The organism is Parasphingorhabdus sp., assembly GCF_036963705.1.
Lineage (GTDB): Bacteria > Pseudomonadota > Alphaproteobacteria > Sphingomonadales > Sphingomonadaceae > Parasphingorhabdus.
Window position 1 is genome coordinate 1 of sequence record NZ_JBALUT010000001.1, and the last position, 21,661, is coordinate 21,661.

Annotated in this window: 28 protein-coding genes; 10 read left to right on the plus strand and 18 right to left on the minus strand. The window is 53.4% G+C overall.

The window, feature by feature from the left end:
* The 3 genes from V7680_RS00005 to V7680_RS00015 form a co-directional block, all read left to right on the plus strand.
* Positions 1-1,845 (plus strand): copper-translocating P-type ATPase (locus V7680_RS00005; protein WP_335651228.1); only part of this gene is annotated, 1,845 nt, incomplete at its 5' end.
* Positions 1,842-1,994, plus strand: coding sequence for a cbb3-type cytochrome oxidase assembly protein CcoS (gene ccoS / locus V7680_RS00010; RefSeq protein ID WP_335651229.1), 153 nt, complete (start codon positions 1,842-1,844; stop codon positions 1,992-1,994). The genes V7680_RS00005 and ccoS, both read left to right, overlap by 4 nt.
* Entirely contained in the window at positions 1,991-2,224 is a 234-nt protein-coding gene (locus V7680_RS00015) for a hypothetical protein (RefSeq protein ID WP_335651230.1), read from the plus strand. The genes ccoS and V7680_RS00015 overlap by 4 nt, the downstream gene beginning before the upstream one ends.
* Before the next feature lie 14 nt (positions 2,225-2,238).
* On the opposite strand, the gene V7680_RS00020 is transcribed toward V7680_RS00015, so the two are convergent.
* The 7 genes from V7680_RS00020 to V7680_RS00050 form a co-directional block, all read right to left on the minus strand.
* On the minus strand, positions 2,239-2,883 hold the full coding sequence (locus tag V7680_RS00020) for a response regulator transcription factor (protein ID WP_335651341.1): 645 nt from the start codon (positions 2,881-2,883) through the stop codon (positions 2,239-2,241).
* Positions 2,873-4,405: a PAS domain-containing sensor histidine kinase gene (locus V7680_RS00025; protein WP_335651231.1), complete on the minus strand. Its 1,533-nt coding sequence runs from the start codon at positions 4,403-4,405 to the stop codon at positions 2,873-2,875. Before V7680_RS00025 ends, V7680_RS00020 begins: the two co-directional genes overlap by 11 nt.
* 116 nt (positions 4,406-4,521) lie before the next feature.
* Positions 4,522-5,334 (minus strand): universal stress protein, encoded by an 813-nt coding sequence (locus V7680_RS00030; protein WP_335651232.1) that lies wholly within the window; start codon positions 5,332-5,334, stop codon positions 4,522-4,524.
* A gap of 142 nt (positions 5,335-5,476) precedes the next feature.
* Positions 5,477-6,112, minus strand: a complete 636-nt coding sequence (locus tag V7680_RS00035) for a hypothetical protein (RefSeq protein WP_335651233.1) — start codon at positions 6,110-6,112, stop codon at positions 5,477-5,479.
* A gap of 30 nt (positions 6,113-6,142) precedes the next feature.
* Positions 6,143-6,502, minus strand: a complete 360-nt coding sequence (locus V7680_RS00040; RefSeq protein WP_335651234.1) for a hypothetical protein — start codon at positions 6,500-6,502, stop codon at positions 6,143-6,145.
* A 60-nt stretch (positions 6,503-6,562) separates the two neighbouring features.
* A complete protein-coding gene (locus V7680_RS00045; protein WP_335651235.1) occupies positions 6,563-7,120 on the minus strand; it encodes a hypothetical protein in 558 nt (185 codons plus the stop codon).
* 11 nt (positions 7,121-7,131) lie between these two features.
* The gene (locus tag V7680_RS00050) at positions 7,132-7,761 is read right to left on the minus strand and encodes a peroxiredoxin (RefSeq protein ID WP_335651236.1); all 630 of its coding nucleotides are present in this window, start codon (positions 7,759-7,761) and stop codon (positions 7,132-7,134) included.
* A gap of 207 nt (positions 7,762-7,968) precedes the next feature.
* Between V7680_RS00050 and V7680_RS00055 the strand changes: the two genes are divergently transcribed.
* The 4 genes from V7680_RS00055 to V7680_RS00070 all read left to right on the plus strand — a co-directional run bounded on the left by V7680_RS00055 (position 7,969) and on the right by V7680_RS00070 (position 10,173).
* Complete coding sequence (locus tag V7680_RS00055; protein ID WP_335651237.1) at positions 7,969-8,523, plus strand: glycoside hydrolase family 108 protein; 555 nt, start codon at positions 7,969-7,971, stop codon at positions 8,521-8,523.
* A gap of 158 nt (positions 8,524-8,681) precedes the next feature.
* On the plus strand, positions 8,682-9,095 hold the full coding sequence (locus tag V7680_RS00060) for a holin family protein (protein ID WP_335651238.1): 414 nt from the start codon (positions 8,682-8,684) through the stop codon (positions 9,093-9,095).
* A 170-nt stretch (positions 9,096-9,265) separates the two neighbouring features.
* A complete protein-coding gene (locus V7680_RS00065) occupies positions 9,266-9,529 on the plus strand; it encodes a hypothetical protein (protein ID WP_335651239.1) in 264 nt (87 codons plus the stop codon).
* A gap of 17 nt (positions 9,530-9,546) precedes the next feature.
* Positions 9,547-10,173: a DUF6969 family protein gene (locus tag V7680_RS00070; RefSeq protein WP_335651240.1), complete on the plus strand. Its 627-nt coding sequence runs from the start codon at positions 9,547-9,549 to the stop codon at positions 10,171-10,173.
* Here V7680_RS00070 and V7680_RS00075 read toward each other — a convergent pair.
* A complete protein-coding gene (locus tag V7680_RS00075; protein WP_335651241.1) occupies positions 10,170-11,012 on the minus strand; it encodes a class II aldolase/adducin family protein in 843 nt (280 codons plus the stop codon). The genes V7680_RS00070 and V7680_RS00075 overlap by 4 nt on opposite strands.
* Positions 11,013-11,269: 257 nt before the next feature.
* Complete coding sequence (locus V7680_RS00080) at positions 11,270-12,259, minus strand: sensor domain-containing diguanylate cyclase (protein ID WP_335651242.1); 990 nt, start codon at positions 12,257-12,259, stop codon at positions 11,270-11,272.
* Positions 12,260-12,447: 188 nt separating this feature from the next.
* Here V7680_RS00080 and V7680_RS00085 point away from each other — a divergent pair, with 188 nt between their 5' ends.
* The 3 genes from V7680_RS00085 (at position 12,448) to V7680_RS00095 (ending at position 15,294) form a co-directional block, all read left to right on the plus strand.
* Complete coding sequence (locus V7680_RS00085; protein WP_335651243.1) at positions 12,448-12,903, plus strand: PilZ domain-containing protein; 456 nt, start codon at positions 12,448-12,450, stop codon at positions 12,901-12,903.
* Between the two features lie 514 nt (positions 12,904-13,417).
* Positions 13,418-13,864: a hypothetical protein gene (locus tag V7680_RS00090; RefSeq protein ID WP_335651244.1), complete on the plus strand. Its 447-nt coding sequence runs from the start codon at positions 13,418-13,420 to the stop codon at positions 13,862-13,864.
* A 344-nt stretch (positions 13,865-14,208) separates the two neighbouring features.
* On the plus strand, positions 14,209-15,294 hold the full coding sequence (locus V7680_RS00095) for a sigma-54 interaction domain-containing protein (RefSeq protein WP_335651245.1): 1,086 nt from the start codon (positions 14,209-14,211) through the stop codon (positions 15,292-15,294).
* 16 nt (positions 15,295-15,310) lie between these two features.
* On the opposite strand, the gene V7680_RS00100 is transcribed toward V7680_RS00095, so the two are convergent.
* The 9 genes from V7680_RS00100 to V7680_RS00140 all read right to left on the minus strand — a co-directional run bounded on the left by V7680_RS00100 (position 15,311) and on the right by V7680_RS00140 (position 21,642).
* Positions 15,311-15,706: a flagellar export chaperone FliS gene (locus V7680_RS00100; RefSeq protein WP_335651246.1), complete on the minus strand. Its 396-nt coding sequence runs from the start codon at positions 15,704-15,706 to the stop codon at positions 15,311-15,313.
* A 19-nt stretch (positions 15,707-15,725) separates the two neighbouring features.
* The gene (gene fliD / locus V7680_RS00105; protein WP_335651247.1) at positions 15,726-17,078 is read right to left on the minus strand and encodes a flagellar filament capping protein FliD; all 1,353 of its coding nucleotides are present in this window, start codon (positions 17,076-17,078) and stop codon (positions 15,726-15,728) included.
* Positions 17,079-17,147: 69 nt separating this feature from the next.
* Positions 17,148-18,290 (minus strand): EscU/YscU/HrcU family type III secretion system export apparatus switch protein, encoded by a 1,143-nt coding sequence (locus V7680_RS00110; RefSeq protein WP_335651248.1) that lies wholly within the window; start codon positions 18,288-18,290, stop codon positions 17,148-17,150.
* Entirely contained in the window at positions 18,290-19,072 is a 783-nt protein-coding gene (fliR, locus tag V7680_RS00115) for a flagellar biosynthetic protein FliR (protein ID WP_335651249.1), read from the minus strand. Before fliR ends, V7680_RS00110 begins: the two co-directional genes overlap by 1 nt.
* Complete coding sequence (locus V7680_RS00120; RefSeq protein ID WP_176278394.1) at positions 19,069-19,344, minus strand: flagellar biosynthetic protein FliQ; 276 nt, start codon at positions 19,342-19,344, stop codon at positions 19,069-19,071. The genes fliR and V7680_RS00120 overlap by 4 nt, the downstream gene beginning before the upstream one ends.
* A 3-nt stretch (positions 19,345-19,347) precedes the next feature.
* Positions 19,348-20,124: a flagellar type III secretion system pore protein FliP gene (gene fliP / locus V7680_RS00125; RefSeq protein WP_335651250.1), complete on the minus strand. Its 777-nt coding sequence runs from the start codon at positions 20,122-20,124 to the stop codon at positions 19,348-19,350.
* Positions 20,114-20,368 (minus strand): FliO/MopB family protein, encoded by a 255-nt coding sequence (locus tag V7680_RS00130; RefSeq protein ID WP_335651251.1) that lies wholly within the window; start codon positions 20,366-20,368, stop codon positions 20,114-20,116. Before V7680_RS00130 ends, fliP begins: the two co-directional genes overlap by 11 nt.
* Positions 20,368-20,712 (minus strand): flagellar motor switch protein FliN, encoded by a 345-nt coding sequence (gene fliN / locus V7680_RS00135; protein WP_335651252.1) that lies wholly within the window; start codon positions 20,710-20,712, stop codon positions 20,368-20,370. The genes V7680_RS00130 and fliN overlap by 1 nt, the downstream gene beginning before the upstream one ends.
* 6 nt (positions 20,713-20,718) lie before the next feature.
* Positions 20,719-21,642 (minus strand): FliM/FliN family flagellar motor switch protein, encoded by a 924-nt coding sequence (locus V7680_RS00140; RefSeq protein ID WP_335651253.1) that lies wholly within the window; start codon positions 21,640-21,642, stop codon positions 20,719-20,721.
* Positions 21,643-21,661: the final 19 nt, after the last annotated feature.

Sequence of the window (21,661 nt, forward strand, 5' to 3'; positions counted from 1 at the left end):
ACCGACAAGCTGATCCGCGCGCTCGCCGTCGCCGGTTTCGGGATGATGAATATCATGCTGCTGTCGGTCAGCGTCTGGTCTGGCGCGACCGGCGTCACACGCGATTTGTTCCACTGGCTTTCGGCGCTGATCGCCGTTCCTGTAATTGCTTATGCAGGCCGTCCGTTTTTTGCGTCAGCGGCCATGGCCTTGCGCTCTGGGCGGACCAATATGGATGTGCCTATCTCGATCGGCATATTGCTGGCCACCGGCCTTAGCATCTACGAAACCGCAACCGGTGGCGAACATGCCTATTTTGACGGCGCAGTAATGCTGCTGTTCTTCCTGCTCGCCGGTCGAGTGCTCGACGGCATGATGCGCGACCGCGCTCGTGAGGGCATTGGCGCATTGCTCAAACAGACCGCCCCAGGTGCGATGGTGCTAGCGGAGGATGGCAAAACCCGTTGGGTGGCTTCCAGGGATCTGCTTCCGGACATGCAGATGATGGTGGCGGCAGGTGAAAGCCTGGCGGCAGATGGGGTCATTATCTCGGGTACGAGCAGTTTTGACTGTTCACTTATCACTGGCGAGAGCGCGCCGCAGCCCAGGTCAAAAGACGATATGGTGCTGGCCGGAACGCTCAACCTTACATCGCCCGTCACTGTGCGGATCACCGCCACCGGCGAAGACACCAGTGTCTCCGACATCGCCCGGATGATGGACGACGCGGGGCAGCGTCGTTCTTTCTACGTGCGCATCGCTGATCGGGCCGCCCGCTATTATGCGCCAGCCGTCCATAGTCTCGCTCTCCTGGCCTTTGCCTATTGGATGTTTGCCGGCGCGGGCTGGCACCAGTCGTTGCTGATCGCCGTCGCGGTGTTGATCATCACCTGTCCCTGTGCGCTCGGGCTCGCGGTTCCCGCTGCCCAGGTAGTTGCCTCGGGTGCGCTGCTGCGCAAGGGCGTAATGGTCAAGGACGGCAGTGCATTAGAACGGCTCGCGGAGGTCGACTATGCACTTTTCGACAAAACCGGCACGCTTACCCTCGGCCGGCCGGCGCCGGTCAATCTTGACGCCCTAAACCACAGCCAGAAACAGATCGCCCTCGCGCTGGCACAGGCCAGCCGCCATCCGGTCAGCAAAGGCATTCGCACCGGGTTGCTCGCAATGGATATCGAACCGGTCGCGCTGGACGACATTAAGGAAATACCTGGAGAAGGCATGGCGGCTCGTTGGGATGATGTAAAAGTCATGCTCGGCAAGCCGGAAAAGTCTGACGATCACCTGTCCTGCCAACTCACCGTCGGCGACGATATAGTCGTTATCCAGCTGCGCGACCAGATCCGGCCCGAAGCGTCAGAGGCCATCGCCAATTTGGAGAGACAGGGATTGCCTTGCTCGATCATCTCCGGTGACAATAATCGCTCCGTTTCCATTGTCGCGCGCGCTCTTGGCCTGACCGCTCAAGCCGATGCCTCGCCGCAGGACAAGGTCGAAGCGATCAGCCGTTTGACCGATAGTGGTCACAAGATATTGATGGTTGGCGATGGGCTGAACGACGGCCCTGCTCTTGCTGCGGCCCATGTCTCGATCGCTCCGGGCACCGCCAGCGACGTCGGGCAGCAAGCAGCCGATGCCGTGTTCACCAGCGACTCCCTAATGCCGGTCGCGCTTTCGATCAGAGTCGCACGGCGCACGATGCAAATCGTCCACCAGAATTTCGCCCTCGCCATCGGCTATAATATTATCGCTGTTCCGCTGGCGCTGACCGGCATGGTCACCCCGCTGATCGCCGCTGTCGCGATGTCGCTATCGTCGCTGATCGTCGTCGGCAATGCGCTGCGGCTGAACGGAGCGGCGAAATGAGCGGCCTGGCGATCCTGATACCGGTGGCCCTGTTGATGGGCGTATGCGGACTGGCGTTCTTTTTCTGGGCAATGCGGCACGACCAGTTCGAAGATCTCGACGGCGCCGCCCAGCGGGTGTTGATCGACGAGGACGACGAACCATCATGATTGCGACGATCAGAACATCCCGGCTCAGCCAGTTTGCGATCGCGGCCATCGCGTTGCCGCTTGCGACCATGCCGCTGTCGGCAAAATCGGACATGATGAGTATCGAGCTATGCTCTGCCGATGGTACGGTGAGAAACGTTTCTATTCCACTCGATCAGGAAAATGGCGACAATGATTGCGCGAAGCCGTGTCATGCCTGCCTTTCGCGCAAGAAAGCCCCTAAGAGCTGACATCTGCTTATTGGCTATTCAGCCCGCCCGTCTTGTCCTTCCAAGTCTTCCAGTCCTTCAGCCGCGAACCCGATACGCAGGGCCTCGGCGAGACTGCGAACCCGCAATTTCTCCATCATATTAGCGCGATATATCTCCACCGTTCGCGGTGAAATACCCAGATCATATGCGATGGTCTTGTTGGGGAACCCGGCCATAAGGCCTTCCAGAACATCCTGCTCTCTGCCGGTCAGACAGGCCAGCCGGACTTTCGCTTCCGATGCTGCCATTTCCTTGAGGTCGCTGTTTTCCAGTCGCGAGAATGCCTCTTCCATCGCCCCGATCAAAGCTTCCTTTTCATAGGGCTTTTCCAGAAAATTTATCGCTCCGGCCCGCATCGCCTGGACCGCGATTTCGACATCGCCATGACCGGTCAGGATCACCACCGGCATATCGATACCATCCTTGATCATCTGCTGTTGGACCTGCAGGCCGTCCATTTCCGGCATCCGAACGTCGAGCAGCACACAGCCACGCTCGGCCCCTTTCGCCAACTTCAGAAAGGCGACCCCGGACCCCACCGGTTGCACCTTGAAGCCGGCGTGCCGCAACATGAATGCGGCCGATCGCCGGACGGAATCATCATCGTCGACAACATAGACCAGCCGTTCATTGGTCATCATCTTGCTCCTTTTCCGCCTTCTCCAGCGTTATCCGAAATATCGTTCCGCTCTCGGGATTGGGTTCGGCGCCGATGGTTCCCCCGTGCGATTCTATGATCGTCCGGCAAATCGAAAGGCCCAGGCCCATGCCGTCGCCCTTGGTGCTGGCAAAGGGATCGAAGATCCGTTCGCCCAGTTCCGGATCAATACCGGTCCCGGTATCCGATACAGCAATTTCCACTCGCTCGTCGTCAATTGAACTCACGCCAATATGCAGCTTCTTCTCAGCGCTATCGGCCATAGCCTCGATCGCGTTGCGCATCAGATTGACCATCACTTGCTGGATCTGCACGCGGTCGACGAACACATGATTGGTGTCGGGTGCGATATCTATCGAAAACTGGATACCTTTTTCCTGCGAACCGATCAGCCCGAGCACGGTCGCATCTTCCACCACCTGTGCGATCGACAATACCCGCCGGTTGATCTCGCCCCGCGAGACAAATTCCCGCAGCCGCCGGACAATAGTCCCCGCCCGCAAGCTCTCGGACACGCTTTCCTGCAGTGCCTCGCGGAAAAACTCCCGGTTCTCGGCCAAGTCGCCATCCATCATGTCCCGCGCTGCGGAGAGATAATTGGCGATCGCGGTCAACGGCTGATTGATTTCATGGGCGAGCGCAGAGGCCAGGGTTCCGACCGCGCTCAGGCGCGAGGCATGAGCCAAATCCGCCTGGAGCGACTGAAGCTCCGCTTCCGTCTGCTTTTTCTCGGTCAGGTCTATGATGAAGCCGGTAAAATACCGCTCTTCGCCAATTTTCGCCTCTCCGACTTCCAGCTGCAGCGGGAAGGTGGTGCCGTCCTTCTTGCATCCGACAACGGTACGGCCGATACCGATAATCCGCTTCTCGCCGGTCCTGATATACCGACTGACATAACCATCGTGCGCGGCCCTGAACGGCTCTGGCATCAAGATTTTGACATTTTCTCCGATTATTTCTTCTTGTTGATAACCAAACATTTTTTCAGCCGTAGAGCTGAAAGAGCTGACCAGACCAGCTTCATCAATCACGATCATGGCATCGGGGATGGTCGTCAGGATCGATTTCAATATCGAATTGGCGCGGTCGAGTTTGGCTTCGGCGGTTCGCAGCGCTGTAATATCCTGGAAGGAAATCATCACCGCATCGACATCGCCCTTTGGATTGGCCAAAGGAGCCAGATTGCATAGCGCAAGCATCAAGCGTCCATCCGGAAACTCCAGCGTCACTTCGAACGGCTCGATATTTTTGCTAGAACGCGCATCAAAGGCGCTTAGCATCGCTTCGTTGAATATTGATCGTTGAGCCTCGACGACGCAGGACCCCGGCGCGCCCTGAGGCAGTTCGGCAAAGCTGGACACACCGAGAATATTCAACCCTGCGTAACTGCAATTGATCGCCTGCAGGTCGCGGTCGACAATCATGACACAGTTCGGCAGACCTGACAGGATAGATTCCAGATAGGGAAACTGATTTGTGTCAAAGACGGTCGTTTCGCGCACCTGTTATGTCTATCCCTTGGCTGCCCAATCGCGACTAGCGAATATGCATGTCCTACACAAAATGCGGTCATTGCCATAAGAAAATCTGATCTGCCTATACTATGAATATTGGTCATTCAGTGTGAAACGACAAGCGGGATATGGCTGGTTTTGAAAAGGTTTCGGGTTACTCCTCCGAACAGAAATTCTCTCGCGCGGCTGTGCCCATAGGCGCCCATGACGATATATTCCGCATTCACATTTTTCGCTTCTGCCAGAAGTACGGCATCGACACGGGCCTTGCCTGGCGGCGGGCTGTGAATCTCGGATTTGATACCATGATAGGCAAGATATTCCGAAGCAGCGAGTTGAGGCAGATCGTGATCCTTGTCTTCCTCGACCGTCAGAATATGGACATCGCTGGCCATTTTCAACAGCGGCACTGCAGCCCTCAGGGCGTTTCCGGACTCGAAACTGCCGTTCCAGGCGACCAGGGCCGGACCGCAAGCATCGAATTTTTTGACATTATCGGGCTGGACCACGATCGGAGCCGTCGCATTGAACAGCACGTCTCCCAATATGCCAAGCGGCAGCGCGGCCTCTTTTTCTCCACTGGCCGAGCTCAATATGATCAGATCGACCAGGGCAGAATTTTTCGAAAGCCCCCGAGACGGTTCCGTATTTTCCTCGCGATAATCCCACGAGACATCTTCATCGGCGAGCCGTTTCTCGATTTTGCCACGCAATTCTGAACTCAATTCGCGAGACATTGCTCTGATATCCGCCATCACGGATATTCCTGTAACGCCGGCAACAGCCAATTGTGCGTTATAGGGATTCGCATGCAGGCAATGGAGATGTCCACCAAGCGAACGGGTCAGATCAAGCGCCGCCTGAAGCCGGGCCTCAAGCCCCGCATCATCGGCAATATATAGCAGCACGGATTTCATAAACTGTCTCCTGTGATCAAGCCCTCCCGCTCGGGAATGGGTGTTGGGTGAGGAGTAGCATGAGGGAATCCTTACTCTGTATAAGGAGTTATACGGATCAAATTCGGGTTCAATCGATCCCGCCAATCACCTCGGTTGCGCTTCACGGCGCCTCTGCGGCCACCTGTTCACCGGCAGGCGTTTGCCACTGGAATGCCGTGATCATGTCCATGATCGCCCGCTGTGCTGCGGTATCGATTTCCTGGGGATAGGAAGCCGTTAAACGCGCATCCCAATAGCCATAGTCCAGCGAAGTCACGCTGAAATGCCAGGGGACACCATCATTATCGCCGTCGAATATACCCTGATAGGCAGCGATATCGGGACGTCCCGAGACGAAATAATCGCCTTCCGAGACGACTGCTGCACTGGAATATTGCGCTAGCAGATCAGGTTTTACGATCTTGTAATGGTCCTGGGCATTCAGTTGTTCGAGATGGATAATCGCGATCTTGATTTCAATTTCATGATCTTCAAAGTCGCGCACATAGCCAATCTCGAAATTATTGCCGGAGAAATCAGTCGTCATTTCACATTGCCGGCGAAATCCGGAGACGGTCGCCGGAAATATGAAGCCGCTTTCCTTGTGAATGATTGCGCCCGGTTCCTTGTAAGGCGCGAACGGGTCAAACAATGGCGCAGACCCAACCACGCATTCTGCCGCGGCAGGGCTGCTGGCCAGTGTCAGTGCCAGCGTGGCGACCGACAAGATTCCGGCAATGCTCATTCTTTTCGACATAAATCTTCCCCGTGACATCTCAACTGGTCTTCATTCGTGACAACTGATGACGCGAAACGGCAGTTCGCTGCCGTCGGCTTCGGTGATGGTCAGATATTCACCAACCTTGAGAGGATGATCCTTGAGCCGGAAGATGACTTCATCATCATCCTCGCCAATTTTGTAAGAGAAAGCCCAGCCTTTGGGAGAAGCGATGACGACACCGCTTTGATCGGCTTCCTTTGGCCAGAACCGACGCACGACCGGCCGCTTTTCGGCTTGCTTAAGCGCCTCCGGTTCAATGAAGCCCTCGTCGTTCAACGGAACGCGAAAGACATAAGCATGGGCTGACGAGCCATTGGGATGGTCAGCGGTTCGGGCCAGTTCAAGGCGGATTGTTTTCCAGGTCATGCACTGTGTCTGGACGAGTGTGCCTGCCAGCGCGATACGCAATATTGCGTAGTCAACAAACTAACTTTTAGCAGGCAGTGCGTGGATATGGACATCATGACCGGAGTGGGCAGACAAGAGTTTTACCGCCTTTTCCTCATCTTTCTGATCCCAGGTCCGCACCCAGAGCAGCAAGCCGCCTTTTTCGAGCTGCTCGGCAATATAATCAGCATGATGCTGCTTGATAAAACGCGTCAAGGCAATGCCGATAGCAGTGCCCGAACCGCCCAGGGCTAATCCCGCTAGCGCTGCTGCGAAAGCTCCTCCCGAAGCCACCAGAACGATCCCGGCAAATGCGCCCACATACATAAGACCACCGATCACCGCGCCTTCGGCATCACCGATGCTTTCGACGGGGATATAGGCTTTTGTCAAAGCCTTGGGATCATCCTCGAGGTCGGCAACCGATTTGAACCGGTGCCCGAGTTTTTCCTCGACCGCCGTCACCGGCGCGAGCACGCTGATCTCGGCTCGATCAAATCCATGGCTTAAAAGATCATCAATCGCGGCCTGCAAACCCGCCTCGCTGTCGAATATGCCGACCGCTTCCCTGACTTCCAATTTACGGGAATCTTCCATTTTCATTCTCCTCAAGCAACGTCTGTAAGCCTCAGATATGGTCGCAGTTCGTCCCATCCCTGCGGGAAAAGCTTGCTTGCCTCGTCATTCGGAATGGATGGCGGAATGATGACTTTATCGCCGGGGCGCCAGTCTGCCGGGGTCGCGATACGTTTCGCGTCCGAGAGTTGCAAAGCATCAATCACCCGCAAAATCTCGTCAAAATTCCGGCCGACACTCATCGGATAGGTCATCGTCAGCCGGATTTTCTTGTCCGGATCGATAATGAACACCGAACGCACCGCTGCCGTATCACTCTCTTCCGGATGGATCATGTCATAAAGACGGGCAATCTTGTGATCAGCATCGGCAACTATCGGGAATCTCAGGTCGGTATGTTGCGTGTCGTTGACATCCGATATCCATTTCAAATGTTCCGCTGCAGTGTCCGTTGACAGGCCCAATGGCTTGGTATTGCGCGCTGCAAATTTGTCGGCGAGTTGCGCTGTCCGGCCCATTTCAGTCGTACATACCGGCGTAAAATCCGCTGGGTGGCTGAAAAAGAATATCCAACTATCTCCAGCCCATTCGTGCAAATTGATGGTCCCGACGGTGCTATCGGTTGTGAAGTCTGGAGCGGTGTCGCCAATATGCAATGACATCTGATTGATCCTCTGAGAAGCTTCCAACATTTGCCTTCCGATACACACGGGAGAAGGCCGGATAACTCCGTAAACTTACGTAAAACCGGTGATGCCGCGGCTTCTCGATTGATTTCCACGCCTGTCTTTGCGCGCTGATCTACCCTTTCCTACACTTAACCAAATAGGTTATGTTTGCACCGTTCCATCAAGAAAGGTCATTCCCCCATGCTGAATTCCCACGATGACATCGACATGTTGATCAATAAAACCATCGCGCTTGAAGGCGACTATTCCGATCATCCCGCAGACCGCGGCGGTCCCACTCGATGGGGCGTTACTGAAGCAGTCGCCCGCACTCATGGCTATACAGGCGACATGCGGCAGTTCCCGCGCGAAGAAGCGGCCTCAATTTACAAACGCAAATATTGGTTTCGTCCAGCCTATAACCGGATAGCCAAACATGCACCGGATATCGCGGCCGAGCTTTTTGATACCGGGATCAACATGGGTACGGGTACGGCCTCTGGCTTCCTCCAGCGCGCACTCAATGCGCTCAACCGCAATGGGCGTGACTATCAGGATATATCGGTGGACCGGATCATCGGCAGAGAAACGCTGAGTGCGCTTGAGATTTTTCTTCGGAAGCGGGGTGCAAGGGGCGAAGCCGTGTTGCTCAAAGCCATCGAGGCGCTCCAGGGAGCGCGCTATATCGAGCTCGCGGAAAAACGTCCAGCCAACCAGGCATTCCTCTACGGCTGGATCGCCAACCGGATCGGTTGAAATCTGCCAGAACCGGTTTTTCTTATGACAGTGTAAAGTTCGTAAATTTTGGCGTCACTCTTCAGACTTATTCTCAACTGCCTTGTCCTGCGAAACCTGTCCTTGGCCCTAACTTTGACTAACTTTGAGATCTGAAAACCCCCGAAAGGAATATTAAAATGTCCATTTTTTCGACACTCGTCGGCCCCGTTTCCAAGATCATCGACAAGATCATTCCCGACAAGGAAGCCCGCGATCGGGCCAAGCTGGAACTTATCGCACTCGAAGGCAGCCAGGAGCTGGAAGAAGTCCGTCTGCAAATGTCGGCGATATTGGCAGAGGCACAATCGGTCGATCCTTGGACGAGTCGCGCACGACCCAGTTTTCTTTATGTTATGTATTTTCTGCTGCTCTGGTCGGTCCCGATGGGGCTGATCGCCGCCTTCCGTCCAGAGGCTGCCCGCGATATCGCCTCCGGCATGAATGCATATCTCGCAGGAATACCGGAGCCACTCTATGCGCTCTTCGGCACCGGTTACCTCGGCTATACCGTGACCCGCCAATGGGGGAAAATTCGGGGAGTCGAACGATAAAGCCTGAAGTTTCAGCGCCGCGCGTTCGCTTTGCGGGATTTAGTGTCCCAGAATCGGATCAGCGATACGGAAACGATCGGATTAATGGAAAATTTACGAAATTGACTTGCCATGCCCATATCTTTCCAGATAAAGGGAAAAGTCTAGTTCATCCAAAGGGGATATATTAAATGAATACCGAAACCAACTTCCGTAAAATGCTTGCTGTAGCCGGCGGCCTTGCACTTGCTGTTCCAGCTCTTTCTGCATGTGCAGAACAAGCTGACGACGCTGCTGCTGTAGCTGAATGTGCTGCTGAAGAAGCAACATGTGCTGCTGAAGAAGCAACCTGTGCCGCTGAAGATGCGACATGTGCTGCTGCTGACGCAACCGGCGAAGCTGTTGATGCAGCTGCAGACGCAACTGACGAAGCTGCTGCTGCAGTTACCGAGTAAGCTTAGCTTATTCCGCATTGAAAAATGCATTAGAAAGGCTGTTTGAGCTTACCGGCCAGATAGCTAATGAGGGCGTCTCGCTAGTACCCAGAGTGGTACCGGCAGACGCCCCTTTCGTTCAATATCAGCATTATCCCAAAGGGGATTGCATCGCGCCAGGCAACAAGTCGCGCTGGTTTTACCATGCGCACAAGCCGGAAGAACGCGAAGACGGCGAACATGGCCACTTTCACATGTTCCTGCCGCTCGACATGTTTGAAAATGTCGAACCTTATTATCAACCGCCCGCAAAATTACCCAATGGCAAGAAGACGCAAGGTGTCGTCCATTTCGGCGCGCTGAGCTTCGGGCTTGATGGCATGCCGATCAGCTGGTTCACCACCAACTATTGGGTCACCTATGAATATATGATGCCGGCAGAAGCCATTGCTTCACAACTGCGCAATTTCGATATGACCGGCGCGCCGGGCGACCCGCTGGTCAACGACTGGCTGACCGCAGCGGTGCAGCATTTTCACGACCCGATAATCGACATCATCCGCAAGCGCGATGTCGTTCTCAAAGGAAAGAAGCAGGAATTGGGCTCAGCCGTTTTTACGGACAAGAAAGTCGAAATTCTATCCCGCCAGCCGTTTGATCTCTAGTGATCATATCCCGGATTGGTGCGCTGCAATTTGCGCATCAGGCCCGGCCAGATAAGATTGTCGCCAAAGCCTTTCTGGAACGCGACGGCACTCTGCCCGGCAACACGATGGCCCATTTCTTCACTCTCCTCATGGAGATGCTCTTCACCGCCGACCGATTGAGCCAGTATCTGGGTCTTGCAGGCATTCTCAAGGAAATACATGCGCAGGAATGCGATGGCACAATTCTGACCAACTGTGAGCGTGCCATGGTTGCGCAGGATCAGCAGATTCTGCTCACCGAGATCATCGATCAACCGGTCACGCTCTTCCAGATCAAGCGCTATGCCTTCATAAGCATGATAAGCGACGTCATCATGGACCTGCATCGAAAATTGAGTGTAGCGCCGTAGGCCTGCCTTCTGGACGGATACAGCAATGCCATAAGGTGTATGGACATGGATCACGCACCCAGCATCTTCGCGAGCGCTGTGGACTGCGCTATGGATTGTGAAGCCGGCCGGGTTGATGAAATATGGAGTGTCCTGCTTGATGTTCCCGTCGAGATCGATCTTCACCAACGCAGACGCGGTCATTTCGTCGAACAACACGCCATAAGGATTGATCAGGAACCGTTCCTCGCCATCTTCGTCGGGCAGCCGGACAGAAATATGCGTAAATACCAGATCGGTCCACGCATGCATCGCGCAAAGCCGGTAGGTAGCTGCCAGATCACAGCGCAACTGCCATTCGACATCGGAGACTTTACCCTTCAGGCTGTCAATATCGTGAGGATCCGGGATCGAAAATCCAGGGCTTACTGCTATTGCAGTGTCATCGGCTTGAATCGCGGTTGCCAAGATCAGTTCCTTTGCTTGAAATATCGCCGTCAATGCAAACTCGCATGCATTGGCTGTAATCTCAACTAAACTATCTTTTACATCTCTATGTCAAGCCTAAGGGCAAACTTCGCTTCGGTCAAAGACCACGCCGAGCGATCCTCAACGGTACCAGCCAGAATTGGCGGCAGCAGGCCCCTGCCTCGATTTTTTAAGGCATCTCCCGACGTATAGAAGTTTTGCTGATTGCCTGACTAGAAACATTGGTTCCGAATGGTTCAGAATGCCAAACCAGCGCGCTGGTCAGACTCCGAGGAAGTCTCGCCGCGGCCAGACCTAGTTTTACAGAAAGGATGCTGGCTCGCCTGATTGAGCCAGTCATCGCAAATCCCGATTTCAGACGTTATCACGGAGAGTTTAAGATCCAGAATAGCCCCGGAAGTCATGCCGTCTATCGACTGCAGGAACTCCTCGGTCACTTCCCGCGCCTCGGGGCCGGCCGTTCCTGTGAGGAGAACGGCAAATTGCGAGCCGCCGATACGACCGACGCAGTCCGTCGGTCGAAGCCGGTCGATAAGAGAATGAATGATTGCCTTCATCAGCTTCCCGCTGCAGGGGCCGTCGGATCGGTCGATCGACATCATATATCGATCGACATTGAACAGGATAAGCGTGCTTCCGATCTTTTGACGGTCATACAGGGAAATTGCGTTTTGCACTTTTACCGAAAACCCACTCCGGGTGAGCGCCCCGGTCAATACGTCCGTATCCGCTTGTTGACGCAATTCCAGTTCATGCATGACCAACTCTGCCAACTGTTCCATCATTTCTATCTTCGGGTGCCGGAACTTCCTCGGCACAATATCCAACGCGCTAAGCGTCCCGATATTATGTCCGTCGGGCGTCGTGAGCGGTACGCCGATATAACTTCTCAACGACGGCTCGCCGCTAACCGAGGGGTTGTTTTTGAAACGCGGGTCAAGGGTGGTATCTTCAATGATCAGCGCACCATTTTGGTGAATTGTAAAATCACAGAATGCTGCGTTTCTAGGCATCTCAGAAGCATCAAAGCCAACTTTTGATTTAAACCACAAGCGCTTTCCATCCATGAATGAAATTGCGGCCATTGGAACGTCGAGGGCCAATTTCACCGCTTGGGTAATGTGATCGAAGCAGGTTTCCTCACCCGTATCCAAAACATCATATCGATCCAGCGCAAATTGGCGCGCGGCTTCTACCTCGCATTCGAAGTTCCGTTCTACATTCATTCTTTTACCCGATTTCGCCAGCATAAGATGAGAGACGGTAATTTGGTAAAGAAGCTAAGGAAGTTTTTCTTGGTTCTCGGTCAAAATCCGGGAGATATCGGCATGTCCAGCGCGGCCCTCGACATGCCGAAAAAGGCTCCAGCACGAATGGAACAGAGCGATCGACGGTCTGCCCCGATATCCACTTCATGTCCGATATCAATTCAATTGAGCGCAGTAGCTGCTTGTTTCGTTTCGGCGCCCTTAGCCGACAGAAGTTTTTACCGTTGATATTGAACAGCGAACTGCCAGAGGATGAAACGATGACGACCCGCGTTAACTTCGAATCTAATCGAAGCGACGAACTTGTGGTAGATAGCAGGCGGTCGAGCGACCGCGAGACCGTAACGTCAGAAATATTTGTTCGGCAAACCAATACCCAGCTCTTCCGTACTTTATTGTCGGATCTATCCGTCACCGGTTTCAAAATGCAGAGTTGCACGAGCCTTGACGAGAACAAACTGGTATTCGTTACCATTCCCGGATTGCAGACGCTTGGCGCACATATACGGTGGGTACGTTATGAGGACTTTGGATGCGAGTTTACCGCTCCGCTGCATCCGGCAGTTCTGGCTCATATTGTATCAGTTCTTCGGAAAAAGTGACAGGCTACGCCATCCATACACAATCGCTTGCTTTCTGCTGCTTAGCTTAAAACATGAGAACTGTTCAAAGCATATGGATGATACGAAAAACTTGAAGCTTCAGGACCGTTGCCTCCTCACATTTCTCTTGGTCGGGAACAAGGCATGACCAGACACTTGTTACAATCGTTAGAGAGATTCAGTTTGGCTGGTCTCTTGCCGTGCCGTGTCTCTAGCCAGCCGCAGACTTCGGCAACAGCCTGTAAAAATATCCATCCATCAGCGCAGGCCAACTGGAACCTACCCTGTTTCACCTGAAACCAGATATCCGATTGTCCTAGCAGTGGAAAGCGAGTATCGATTAATGAAAGTCCGCGGCATCTTACTAATGGCGGGTCATGGGCCGGTTATGATTGAAAGCGAACAAAGATCCGACTGCACTCTTATTTGGAAAACGTGGCAAGACCTGGGGGGGCTCTAGAATTGCAGTGTAAAGGCAATGGATAGTGTTGAGACTGAGCTCGCGGAGCTCCGGTTGACTATCGAACAGGCGAACCAGAGATTTGAATTACTGGATAAACGGATAGCGGAATCGAACCGACGGACCAGCGGAGAGAAGATTAACTTCAACTCGGACCTGAGCCGCGTCGATCTGATTGATCGTGCCGAAAAATACCTCCATTGGGGGCGCTTAAGATCCCAGACCCTGGATACCGGAAACGGCCTGTTTGCAGATGCATGCTGGAACATGTGTCTCGACATCTACATCTGCGGACTCAAAGACGAGCGGGTAACGGTATCTGCCATAGCGCATAGCTCCGGCATCCCGATGACCACTGCAATGAGATATATCAACGTGATGGTCGACCAGAATTTGATCGATAAAAAACCAAACCCAGCTGACAATCGCATGATTTTCGTCTCGGTTTCGCCTGATTGTATGAAGAAGATAGAGAAGCTTCTGGCCAGCGCGCCATTCTGAACGCCGAGCACCAACCACACGGACAGGCAAGCATCCCCCTGCCCCACAACCCATCCAAATAAAGCCGGACAGACAGCCGGCGCAACCGAAATTGTCGTCCGAAGCAAATCCGTATTTTCAAGCCGGTGCAGACGTACGACAATGTTCCCTCTCCTGACAGACTGATCGGAAGATCTTCAACAGAGCTCGGATTCGTTAAACTGACGTCACTTCGTTAACCCATATTTAACCATATATGTCCATTTCTGACGTTACCAGGTGACGGTTCGGAGATTGCGGGATCTTCGAACCACCCACCCCCGGCAATTCGGGAGTGCGTGTAGATTTGTTATCTGGGTGGTTTAATGACCGATGTAAATTTAGAGACGTTGCTTGCTGAGAAGCTGATCGGCGATAGTCCGAAAATGCAGCAGTTGCGCACCATCATCAAGTTTGCCGGGCGCTGCAACAGTTCCATCATGATCACCGGTCCATCGGGCAGCGGTAAGGAAGTTGTTGCCGAAGCCATTCATGCCATTTCAGATCGCTGCAACGGATCGAACATTGCCGTCAATTGCGGAGCACTGCCCGAGCATTTGATCGAGTCAGAACTTTTCGGTCACGAAAAAGGCAGTTTCACCGGCGCCGTAAATCAGCATGTCGGGCTCTTTGAACAAGCCGATAACGGTACAATCTTCCTTGATGAGATCGGCGATATGCCGATCAACATGCAGGTCAAGTTGCTGCGAGTATTGGAAACCCGGATCGTCAACCGTGTAGGCGGTAATCGCAATATCGGCATCGATGTAAGAGTGATTGCAGCAACTCACAAAAATCTCGGTGAAAGCATCAAGGCCAAGGCGTTCCGCGAAGATCTCTACTATCGCCTCTGTGTCGTTCCAATCGAAGTGCCAGCACTAAACGAACGGGCAGAGGATATTCCCGCATTGATCGCGCATTTTCTCAAGAACCAGAACGGAGCCAATCCCCTTCCCGACTTTACCGAGGATGCATTGGCGGCCATGCAACGTTATGATTGGCCGGGTAATGTTCGTGAACTGCGTAATGTCGTCGAGCGCGCGTCAGTTTTCTTTTCCGGTCGCCAGATTTTTGCTGACGATGTTGCCACATTGGTTCAATCAGTTATTGCACCGGCCAATCCGATCATCGATGCTCCGATATCCGCCCCATCCGACCTGTCTCCTACCGCTCAAGCTACTCCGGAGACGTCAAGCTCCGCACTTCGTGCAGACAATGTTCGGGACCTGAATGCCTACATGCAACTTGAAGAACGCCGCATCATCATGAACGCTCTCGATCGGTCGCATGGCGTTGTCTCTCAGGCAGCGCGCTCGATCAATATCAAGAGAACCACGTTGATCGACAAAATGCGCAAGCATGAAATCGACTGGCAGCTTGAAGATCGGGTAGACTACCAGATTGCAGTCTAGCCTTTCAAAATCTCGACTAATGGAAAGGCGCGATCGCGGTCCAGGCTTTCTCGATCTCGTGGATCATTTCCCGCGCTGACTCGACGCGCTCGACACGAGACTCCCGTCCATCCATCTGAATGCGTTTTGCAGCTTCACTATAAATTACATGTAAAGTTTGCGCCAGATCCCCTGCCGCTTCAAAGTTTAATGATTCATCCAGACCGCCGAGAATCGCCAGTGCCTTCGCCCGATAGCGAAAGATTCGCGCGTCATCGCCGCGCCGGGCACTATCGATCATCAGATCTAGCGTATCCCGGAGCTCCTCAAAAAGCACTGCGACAAGTTCATAGGGATCTGCCGCAAATACACGGCTGTCCTTTGCAACAGATTGATAGCTAGAGGCGCGTTGAATTCTGGACTGAAAGGTCATGTGCTAGTGCTTTCTAGGATCAGTTGTCGTTATATGAAGCGAATTGCTGTTCGAGATAGGATTGCGTCGAACGTAGAAGAGAGAGTTGGCGCTCAAGCCCCGCAAAGCTTGTTTCCAATTGTTCACGTAATTTCTCACCATCGGAGGTGATCTTTTCACGCGATACCTCAATCGATTCCCGAATAGCTTCCAGACGCTTCTGAGATGCATTCAGAGCACCGCCATCGCCTTGTAACGCGGTGGAAACTGCATCAAGAGCCCCGGACAAACCGATCTGGGTTTCGCTGGTAACAGCTGGTTCAAGCATCAATTTGATGGCGCCGCTATCCAGCGCAAGGGCCGCGTCGAGTCGTTGGCTATTAATACTCAACGTGCCATCATTTTCTGTCCGCACGCCTATATCGGCAAGCGTCTTGAAATCTCCGACATCGGTCAGTCGTGTCGACGTCAGCTGACTAAGCTTGCGGATAACTTCACGGGCTCCGCGATCGCCGGCCAGCGGACCGCCACTGCCGCCAGCAAGCCCGGGCTTGGTGGCTTCGTTCAAAGAACTGCGCAGCTCATTATAGGCAGTAACGAATTCGGTTACCAACGCGCGAACATCCAGGGGTTCCGAAGCTCCATTGATCGTGAATTGCGTTCCCGCCTGAGCGGCAAAAAGGGAAATTTGCACACCCGGTATCGCGCCGGTGATGGTATTGCTGCTGTTATTGAGTTCGATGCCGTCGATCTTTACGATGCTATCCAATGCTGTTGCAATATTGGTAAGGTTCATCGCGGGCGAAGCGCCCGATTGCGTCACCGTAAAGGCGTTGTCGACACCCTCTTGCGCTTCCATAACGAGTCGGGATCCTGTCTTGTCCGTCAATATCATCGCGGTCACGCCGCTGTTGCTAGCATTGATCGCGTCGCGCATTCCGTTCAGACTGTTATTGCTACTGTCGATGACAATATCAAAACTGCCGCCGTTGTTGTTAATGGTGAGCGTTCGTTCGCCTACTGCCGTGGAGGCGGTGGCAAAAACATCCGATATTTCGCGTTGGGCAACGGCGATTTGGACGACCTCAACCGAGGCAGGCAGACCTTCTGGACGAGCACCTTTGACGGCCGAGGCGGTTGCCAGATCCTGACGCCCGGACACCAGTTCACCGACAAAGCCCTGCCCGTTCAATGTCTCCTTCACTGCAGCAGAGAAGGTAGTAATAGCGGACTTGGTTGCGGCCGTTGCAGAAATTTGTGAGGAATTGAGCTGGGCACGCTGATTAAGCTGGCCCAGCTTAGCACTTTGGGAAGCAGCCAACAGGTCGGTAACTAGCTGCGAGGTATTGATTCCGGAGCCAACCCCGAGGCTATTTGCGATATTTCCGAACATAAACAAATCTTCCTTTGGGTATTCTACGGCTCGACTGGATGTAACTTAATGGTTTGATATAAATTGAAATCAGGCCAGCCGCTCGCCATCGACGCTATATTTGACGTCATCCGGAAGCGATATTTTGGGCTTGTGAATTGGACTGACCAGTTTGGCATCAAGCTGGATCAGGAAACTGAGCAGCATTGCGACAGCGGCATAGAGACGATCATCAATCAACTGCCCTACTTCAGAAGTATAATATATCGACCGGGTGAGCTCCGGGTATTCCATAACCGGTGTGCCTACTTCGCCGGCCATTTCGCGCATCGCCAGCGCAATGGCATCGGATCCCTTGCCGAGCACAACGGGAGCACTGTCCTTTTCACGGTCATATCGCAGAGCCACAGCAAAGTGGGTTGGATTGACCAGAATTACCGTGGCATCCGCAACAGCTTTGCGGGTGGAATCATTGAGCATTTCAGCGCGGCGCTGACGCTGCAGAGCGCGGACGTCAGGAGAGCCCTCGCTTTCCTTATTCTCATCCTTGATTTCCTGCTTCGTCATTTTCAACCGCTTGCCGCGTTGAAATAGCTGGATCGGAACGTCAATCATCGCAATCAGTACCAAGCAAACGCAGATTCCAAGCAGAAGCTTCAGGAATAAGGATGCATAGCTCGCAATTGCATTATTGATATCTTGCGCCGCCAGCTGGGCGAGATCATCGAGATGCAAATATATTATCGATCCGCCCACAGCACCGATCAGAACCACTTTCATCAATGACTTGCCGAGTTCCATCACCCCGTTGGAACCGAAAATTCGTTTCAATCCCTTTATCGGATCCAGTTTTGACGGCTTCGGTTTCATCGCCGACCAACGGAACCCCAACGATCCAAGAACTGCCGGGGTCGCAATCGCGGCGACTATCAACAAGGCAAACAGACTCATAAATGCCGGTACGATACTGGTGACCATGTCCACGCTGCGCCCACCGACATCGAAATCCTCGATATCCTGCGGATTGATGACTAGCGCGTCAGCGACCATATCGGCCAACGCGCCGAAAAGTACGCCGCCGAACATCACAAAACCAATTGTTCCGACAAAGATGACCATCGCACCGCCGAGATCGCGAGATTGGAGAACATCACCTTTTTTGGAACTGTCGGCCAGTTTTTTAGGGGTTGGTGCTTCGGTTTTTTCACCGCCACCGGGGGATTCCTCAGCCACTAGACACCTCCAGCGACGAGCGTCGCCTGGTCAAGGCCCATGCCCAGTGCTACGATCACGGCATCGGCAAGGATCGGGGCTGTGGCTGCCAAAGCAACCAGACCAAAGGTAATGGTGACCGGTATCCCAACCGCAAACAGGTTGAGTGCCGGCGCTGTTCGCGCGAGGAAGCCCATCATCACCTGGACGAGGATGAGTGCGCCCCCCACTGGCAGAGCGATAAGCAGGCCCATGGAGAACAAGGTCCCGCCAAATTGCACCATGCTGTAAAGCATTTCCGGCCCCATCATCGCGAAGCCGGGAGGAAGCGCGGCATAGCTTTTGACGATGATCGCAATCAACATCAGGTGCCCGTCAATAGCGAGCAACAATAGCGTCGCAAAAATTGTCAAAAACTGTCCGATTACCGGCGTAGATTGTCCTGTTTGGGGATCTGACATGCTGGCAAAACCGAGGCCCATTGCGTTGCTGATCGTTTCACCCGCGATCAATACGCTGGAATAACCGAGCTGCAGAGCGAAACCAATCGCCAGGCCGGTGATGACCTCGCCCATCACGAACAAGCTGTTACCCAAGGTAATCGCAGTTTCGGTAGGCAATTCAAAGCTGACGCTGCTCGTAGCAACCATCCCGATCATGAACGCGAGCAGGATTCGGACTTGTACCGGAACGTTGGCCGCACCGAAGATCGGAGCGACAACCATCGCGGCGCTCGGCCGGATCATCGCCATCAACCACATCCACATTTGGGCTTCAAAGTCTGCGAACCCAGGAGCGATCATAGCAAGAGGTCCGGAATACGGGCGTAAATTTCGCGAGTGAAGTCGGCGATCAGCAACAGAATGGATCCACCAAAAACGCCAACCACACCAGCAACAACGATCAGTTTGGGAACGAAGGTCAAGGTTTGTTCGTTGATCGACGTCGCGGCCTGCACCATGCCCAGCAAAAGACCGACCAGCAGTGCGGGTATCAGAAACGGGGCCGCTGCGAGAGCGGTGATCCACAGGGCTTGCTGTGCAATGCCAATGAAGAAATCTGGATTATCTGTCATGATCTAGCGCGCAAAAGAGCCAGCAAGAGAACCCATCGTCAGTGCCCATCCATCAATCATCACGAACAAAAGCAGCTTGAAGGGCATGGAAATAATCACCGGTGATAGCATCATCATACCCAGGGACATCAATACAGCTGCCACGACCAGATCGATGATGAGAAACGGCAGGAAAACGAGAAATCCGATCTGGAAGGCTGTCTTCAGCTCGCTGGTTACGAAAGCAGGCAGCATGATCGAAAACGGAATTTCTTCAGCGGATGCAAAACCCTTCTTGTTCGAAAGTTCCATGAAGAGCTTCAGATCGCTCTGCCGGGTCTGCTTGGCCATGAAGCCGTGCATGATTGTACCGGATTTTTCGATGGCTTCAGTGAGCCCGATCTCGTCAGCAGAATAAGGTGCGATTGCCTGCTCGTTGATCTGCTCGATCTGCGGTGCCATAACGAACATAGATAGGAATAATGCCAGACCCAGCAGAACCTGGTTGGGCGGTGATTGCTGCAATCCTAGCGCATGACGCAGGATCGACAGGACAATGATGATCCGGGTAAAGCTGGTCATCATCAATATGATTGACGGCAGAACCGTCATCAAACCCATGACGATCAAAATCTGCAACGTGGTGCTTAACGGCTGGCCATCTCCCGAAATATCGTCCAATGCCCGTTCCAGGGCAACGGACGCTCCTGGCGCTGCATCTTGAGCGAACGCGGGGTCTACCGCACATGCCGATGCGCAAAACAGGCCGATAGCCAGAGCAATTTTGAGGCTATTCCGCATGATGCGTATCGATCTTCTGGATGCCGTTGCGAGTCACGGCCAGCAAAATCTTGCGACCACCAAAATCGACCACCGCCAGTTTACTCTGGACACCGAGAGGCAGTGTTTCGACCACGTTCAGGACATTTGAATTCTGGCCGGTGATCATCTGCGGCTGATATTTGCGATAAAGCCACAGGCACCCGTAAATGAGCAGCCCCATCAGCGGCAGCATGATGAACAATTTGATAATATAGAAGGTCATCAGTTGCGCCTTTCCACCCGCGCGCGCGTCATGCCGTTTGACACGATCTCCGCGATACGCACGCCAAATTTATTCTTGACCGGAACCACCTCTCCGCGAGCGACGAGCGTTCCGTTCACATTGATGTCAATCAATTGGTCAACCTGTCTGTCGAGTTCGACAACAGAACCTTCTTGCAAGTCCATGATTTCGGATATCGTCATCGACACATTGCCGACTTCAACCGAAAGCCTGACCTTAATATCGGACAAAAAGCGATAATGGTCCTGGGATGATGCGCCGTCGATATCGGCGCGGGTCGCGGCGTCCAGCAGTTCGCTATCATGAGTCATATCATTCATCATCTGGTCCTATAAAAAATTTTTGATTTTGAAGGCGACGCCGCCGCTTTGCTCACCGATACTGCCGTGCGCGAACACCCGGTCGCCGACGATAAGTGGAACATTGTCGGTTGGTGCGACGGGCAAGATATCTCCAACGGCAAGCCGGGAAAGTTCCGATAGCAGCATGGTTGGGCGGGCGAGAACGGAACGGACAGGCAAGTAAATCTGTTCGACGGAATCTTTGAGGTTCTCTTTCCAGATCGGATCGATCTCGTTCACCTTGTGGAGATGGGGGCGATTTAACTGCGGTTCGATAGCGATCAGCCCATCCAATGTCTGGACGACATCAATTGCGGCTATCCGATGCCCAGAGAGATGAACTGACGTAGCGGAAACCAGAATATTTTCGTCTTCCAGTTCCAATTCGATATCCTCTTTGGCGTAATAGCAGCAATTGTACCGAACTGTCGTTTCAAGAAGCGTTGACCAAGACACGCTCAATCCGTTGGCAATCGCCCCGCCCAAGCGTTCGATCATCGCAATTTCAGACTTTTTGAGAGCGCCGGTGCTGTGCGTTTCGCCATCAAATTGTCCGCCAAAGAAGCAGTCCACCGATGCGGTCAGAAATGTCCTGGCGATCCGGACCAATATCGGATTATCCAAAGCGCCCAGTTGAAATTCGAGATAGACCGAGACACTTTCCTGACCGGAAATCCAATCTTGGAACTTCAGCTTTTCACTATCTGCAACTTCCACTTTCATGTCACAATCGACAATGTTTGAAAGATGGGTTTTCAGAGCAGCTTCGAGTTTTTTCTCGACCTTTTTATAGGCCAGCAGCAAAATGTCGTCCGGGCCACCCTTTTTCAGTAGGCTGTGATTTGCAGGGCCAGCAATATTCTCTGTCGCTGCAGTTCCGGAATCGAGTGCTGATGAATTGGAATTTGTCATGATCTTGCAACTTTCCGAA

What these genes read in the sequence shown, in the direction of transcription:
- ccoS (WP_335651229.1), top strand. Translation starts at nt 1,842, where the DNA reads ATGAGCGGCCTGGCGATCCTGATACCGGTGGCCCTGTTGATGGGCGTA.
- V7680_RS00015 (WP_335651230.1), top strand. Translation starts at nt 1,991, where the DNA reads ATGATTGCGACGATCAGAACATCCCGGCTCAGCCAGTTTGCGATCGCG.
- V7680_RS00020 (WP_335651341.1), bottom strand. Translation starts at nt 2,883, where the DNA reads ATGACCAATGAACGGCTGGTCTATGTTGTCGACGATGATGATTCCGTC.
- V7680_RS00030 (WP_335651232.1), bottom strand. Translation starts at nt 5,334, where the DNA reads ATGAAATCCGTGCTGCTATATATTGCCGATGATGCGGGGCTTGAGGCC.
- V7680_RS00035 (WP_335651233.1), bottom strand. Translation starts at nt 6,112, where the DNA reads ATGTCGAAAAGAATGAGCATTGCCGGAATCTTGTCGGTCGCCACGCTG.
- V7680_RS00040 (WP_335651234.1), bottom strand. Translation starts at nt 6,502, where the DNA reads ATGACCTGGAAAACAATCCGCCTTGAACTGGCCCGAACCGCTGACCAT.
- V7680_RS00045 (WP_335651235.1), bottom strand. Translation starts at nt 7,120, where the DNA reads ATGGAAGATTCCCGTAAATTGGAAGTCAGGGAAGCGGTCGGCATATTC.
- V7680_RS00050 (WP_335651236.1), bottom strand. Translation starts at nt 7,761, where the DNA reads ATGTCATTGCATATTGGCGACACCGCTCCAGACTTCACAACCGATAGC.
- V7680_RS00055 (WP_335651237.1), top strand. Translation starts at nt 7,969, where the DNA reads ATGCTGAATTCCCACGATGACATCGACATGTTGATCAATAAAACCATC.
- V7680_RS00060 (WP_335651238.1), top strand. Translation starts at nt 8,682, where the DNA reads ATGTCCATTTTTTCGACACTCGTCGGCCCCGTTTCCAAGATCATCGAC.
- V7680_RS00065 (WP_335651239.1), top strand. Translation starts at nt 9,266, where the DNA reads ATGAATACCGAAACCAACTTCCGTAAAATGCTTGCTGTAGCCGGCGGC.
- V7680_RS00080 (WP_335651242.1), bottom strand. Translation starts at nt 12,259, where the DNA reads ATGAATGTAGAACGGAACTTCGAATGCGAGGTAGAAGCCGCGCGCCAA.
- V7680_RS00085 (WP_335651243.1), top strand. Translation starts at nt 12,448, where the DNA reads ATGTCCGATATCAATTCAATTGAGCGCAGTAGCTGCTTGTTTCGTTTC.
- V7680_RS00095 (WP_335651245.1), top strand. Translation starts at nt 14,209, where the DNA reads ATGACCGATGTAAATTTAGAGACGTTGCTTGCTGAGAAGCTGATCGGC.
- V7680_RS00100 (WP_335651246.1), bottom strand. Translation starts at nt 15,706, where the DNA reads ATGACCTTTCAGTCCAGAATTCAACGCGCCTCTAGCTATCAATCTGTT.
- fliD (WP_335651247.1), bottom strand. Translation starts at nt 17,078, where the DNA reads ATGTTCGGAAATATCGCAAATAGCCTCGGGGTTGGCTCCGGAATCAAT.
- fliR (WP_335651249.1), bottom strand. Translation starts at nt 19,072, where the DNA reads ATGATCGCTCCTGGGTTCGCAGACTTTGAAGCCCAAATGTGGATGTGG.
- V7680_RS00120 (WP_176278394.1), bottom strand. Translation starts at nt 19,344, where the DNA reads ATGACAGATAATCCAGATTTCTTCATTGGCATTGCACAGCAAGCCCTG.
- fliP (WP_335651250.1), bottom strand. Translation starts at nt 20,124, where the DNA reads ATGCGGAATAGCCTCAAAATTGCTCTGGCTATCGGCCTGTTTTGCGCA.
- V7680_RS00130 (WP_335651251.1), bottom strand. Translation starts at nt 20,368, where the DNA reads ATGACCTTCTATATTATCAAATTGTTCATCATGCTGCCGCTGATGGGG.
- fliN (WP_335651252.1), bottom strand. Translation starts at nt 20,712, where the DNA reads ATGATGAATGATATGACTCATGATAGCGAACTGCTGGACGCCGCGACC.
- V7680_RS00140 (WP_335651253.1), bottom strand. Translation starts at nt 21,642, where the DNA reads ATGACAAATTCCAATTCATCAGCACTCGATTCCGGAACTGCAGCGACA.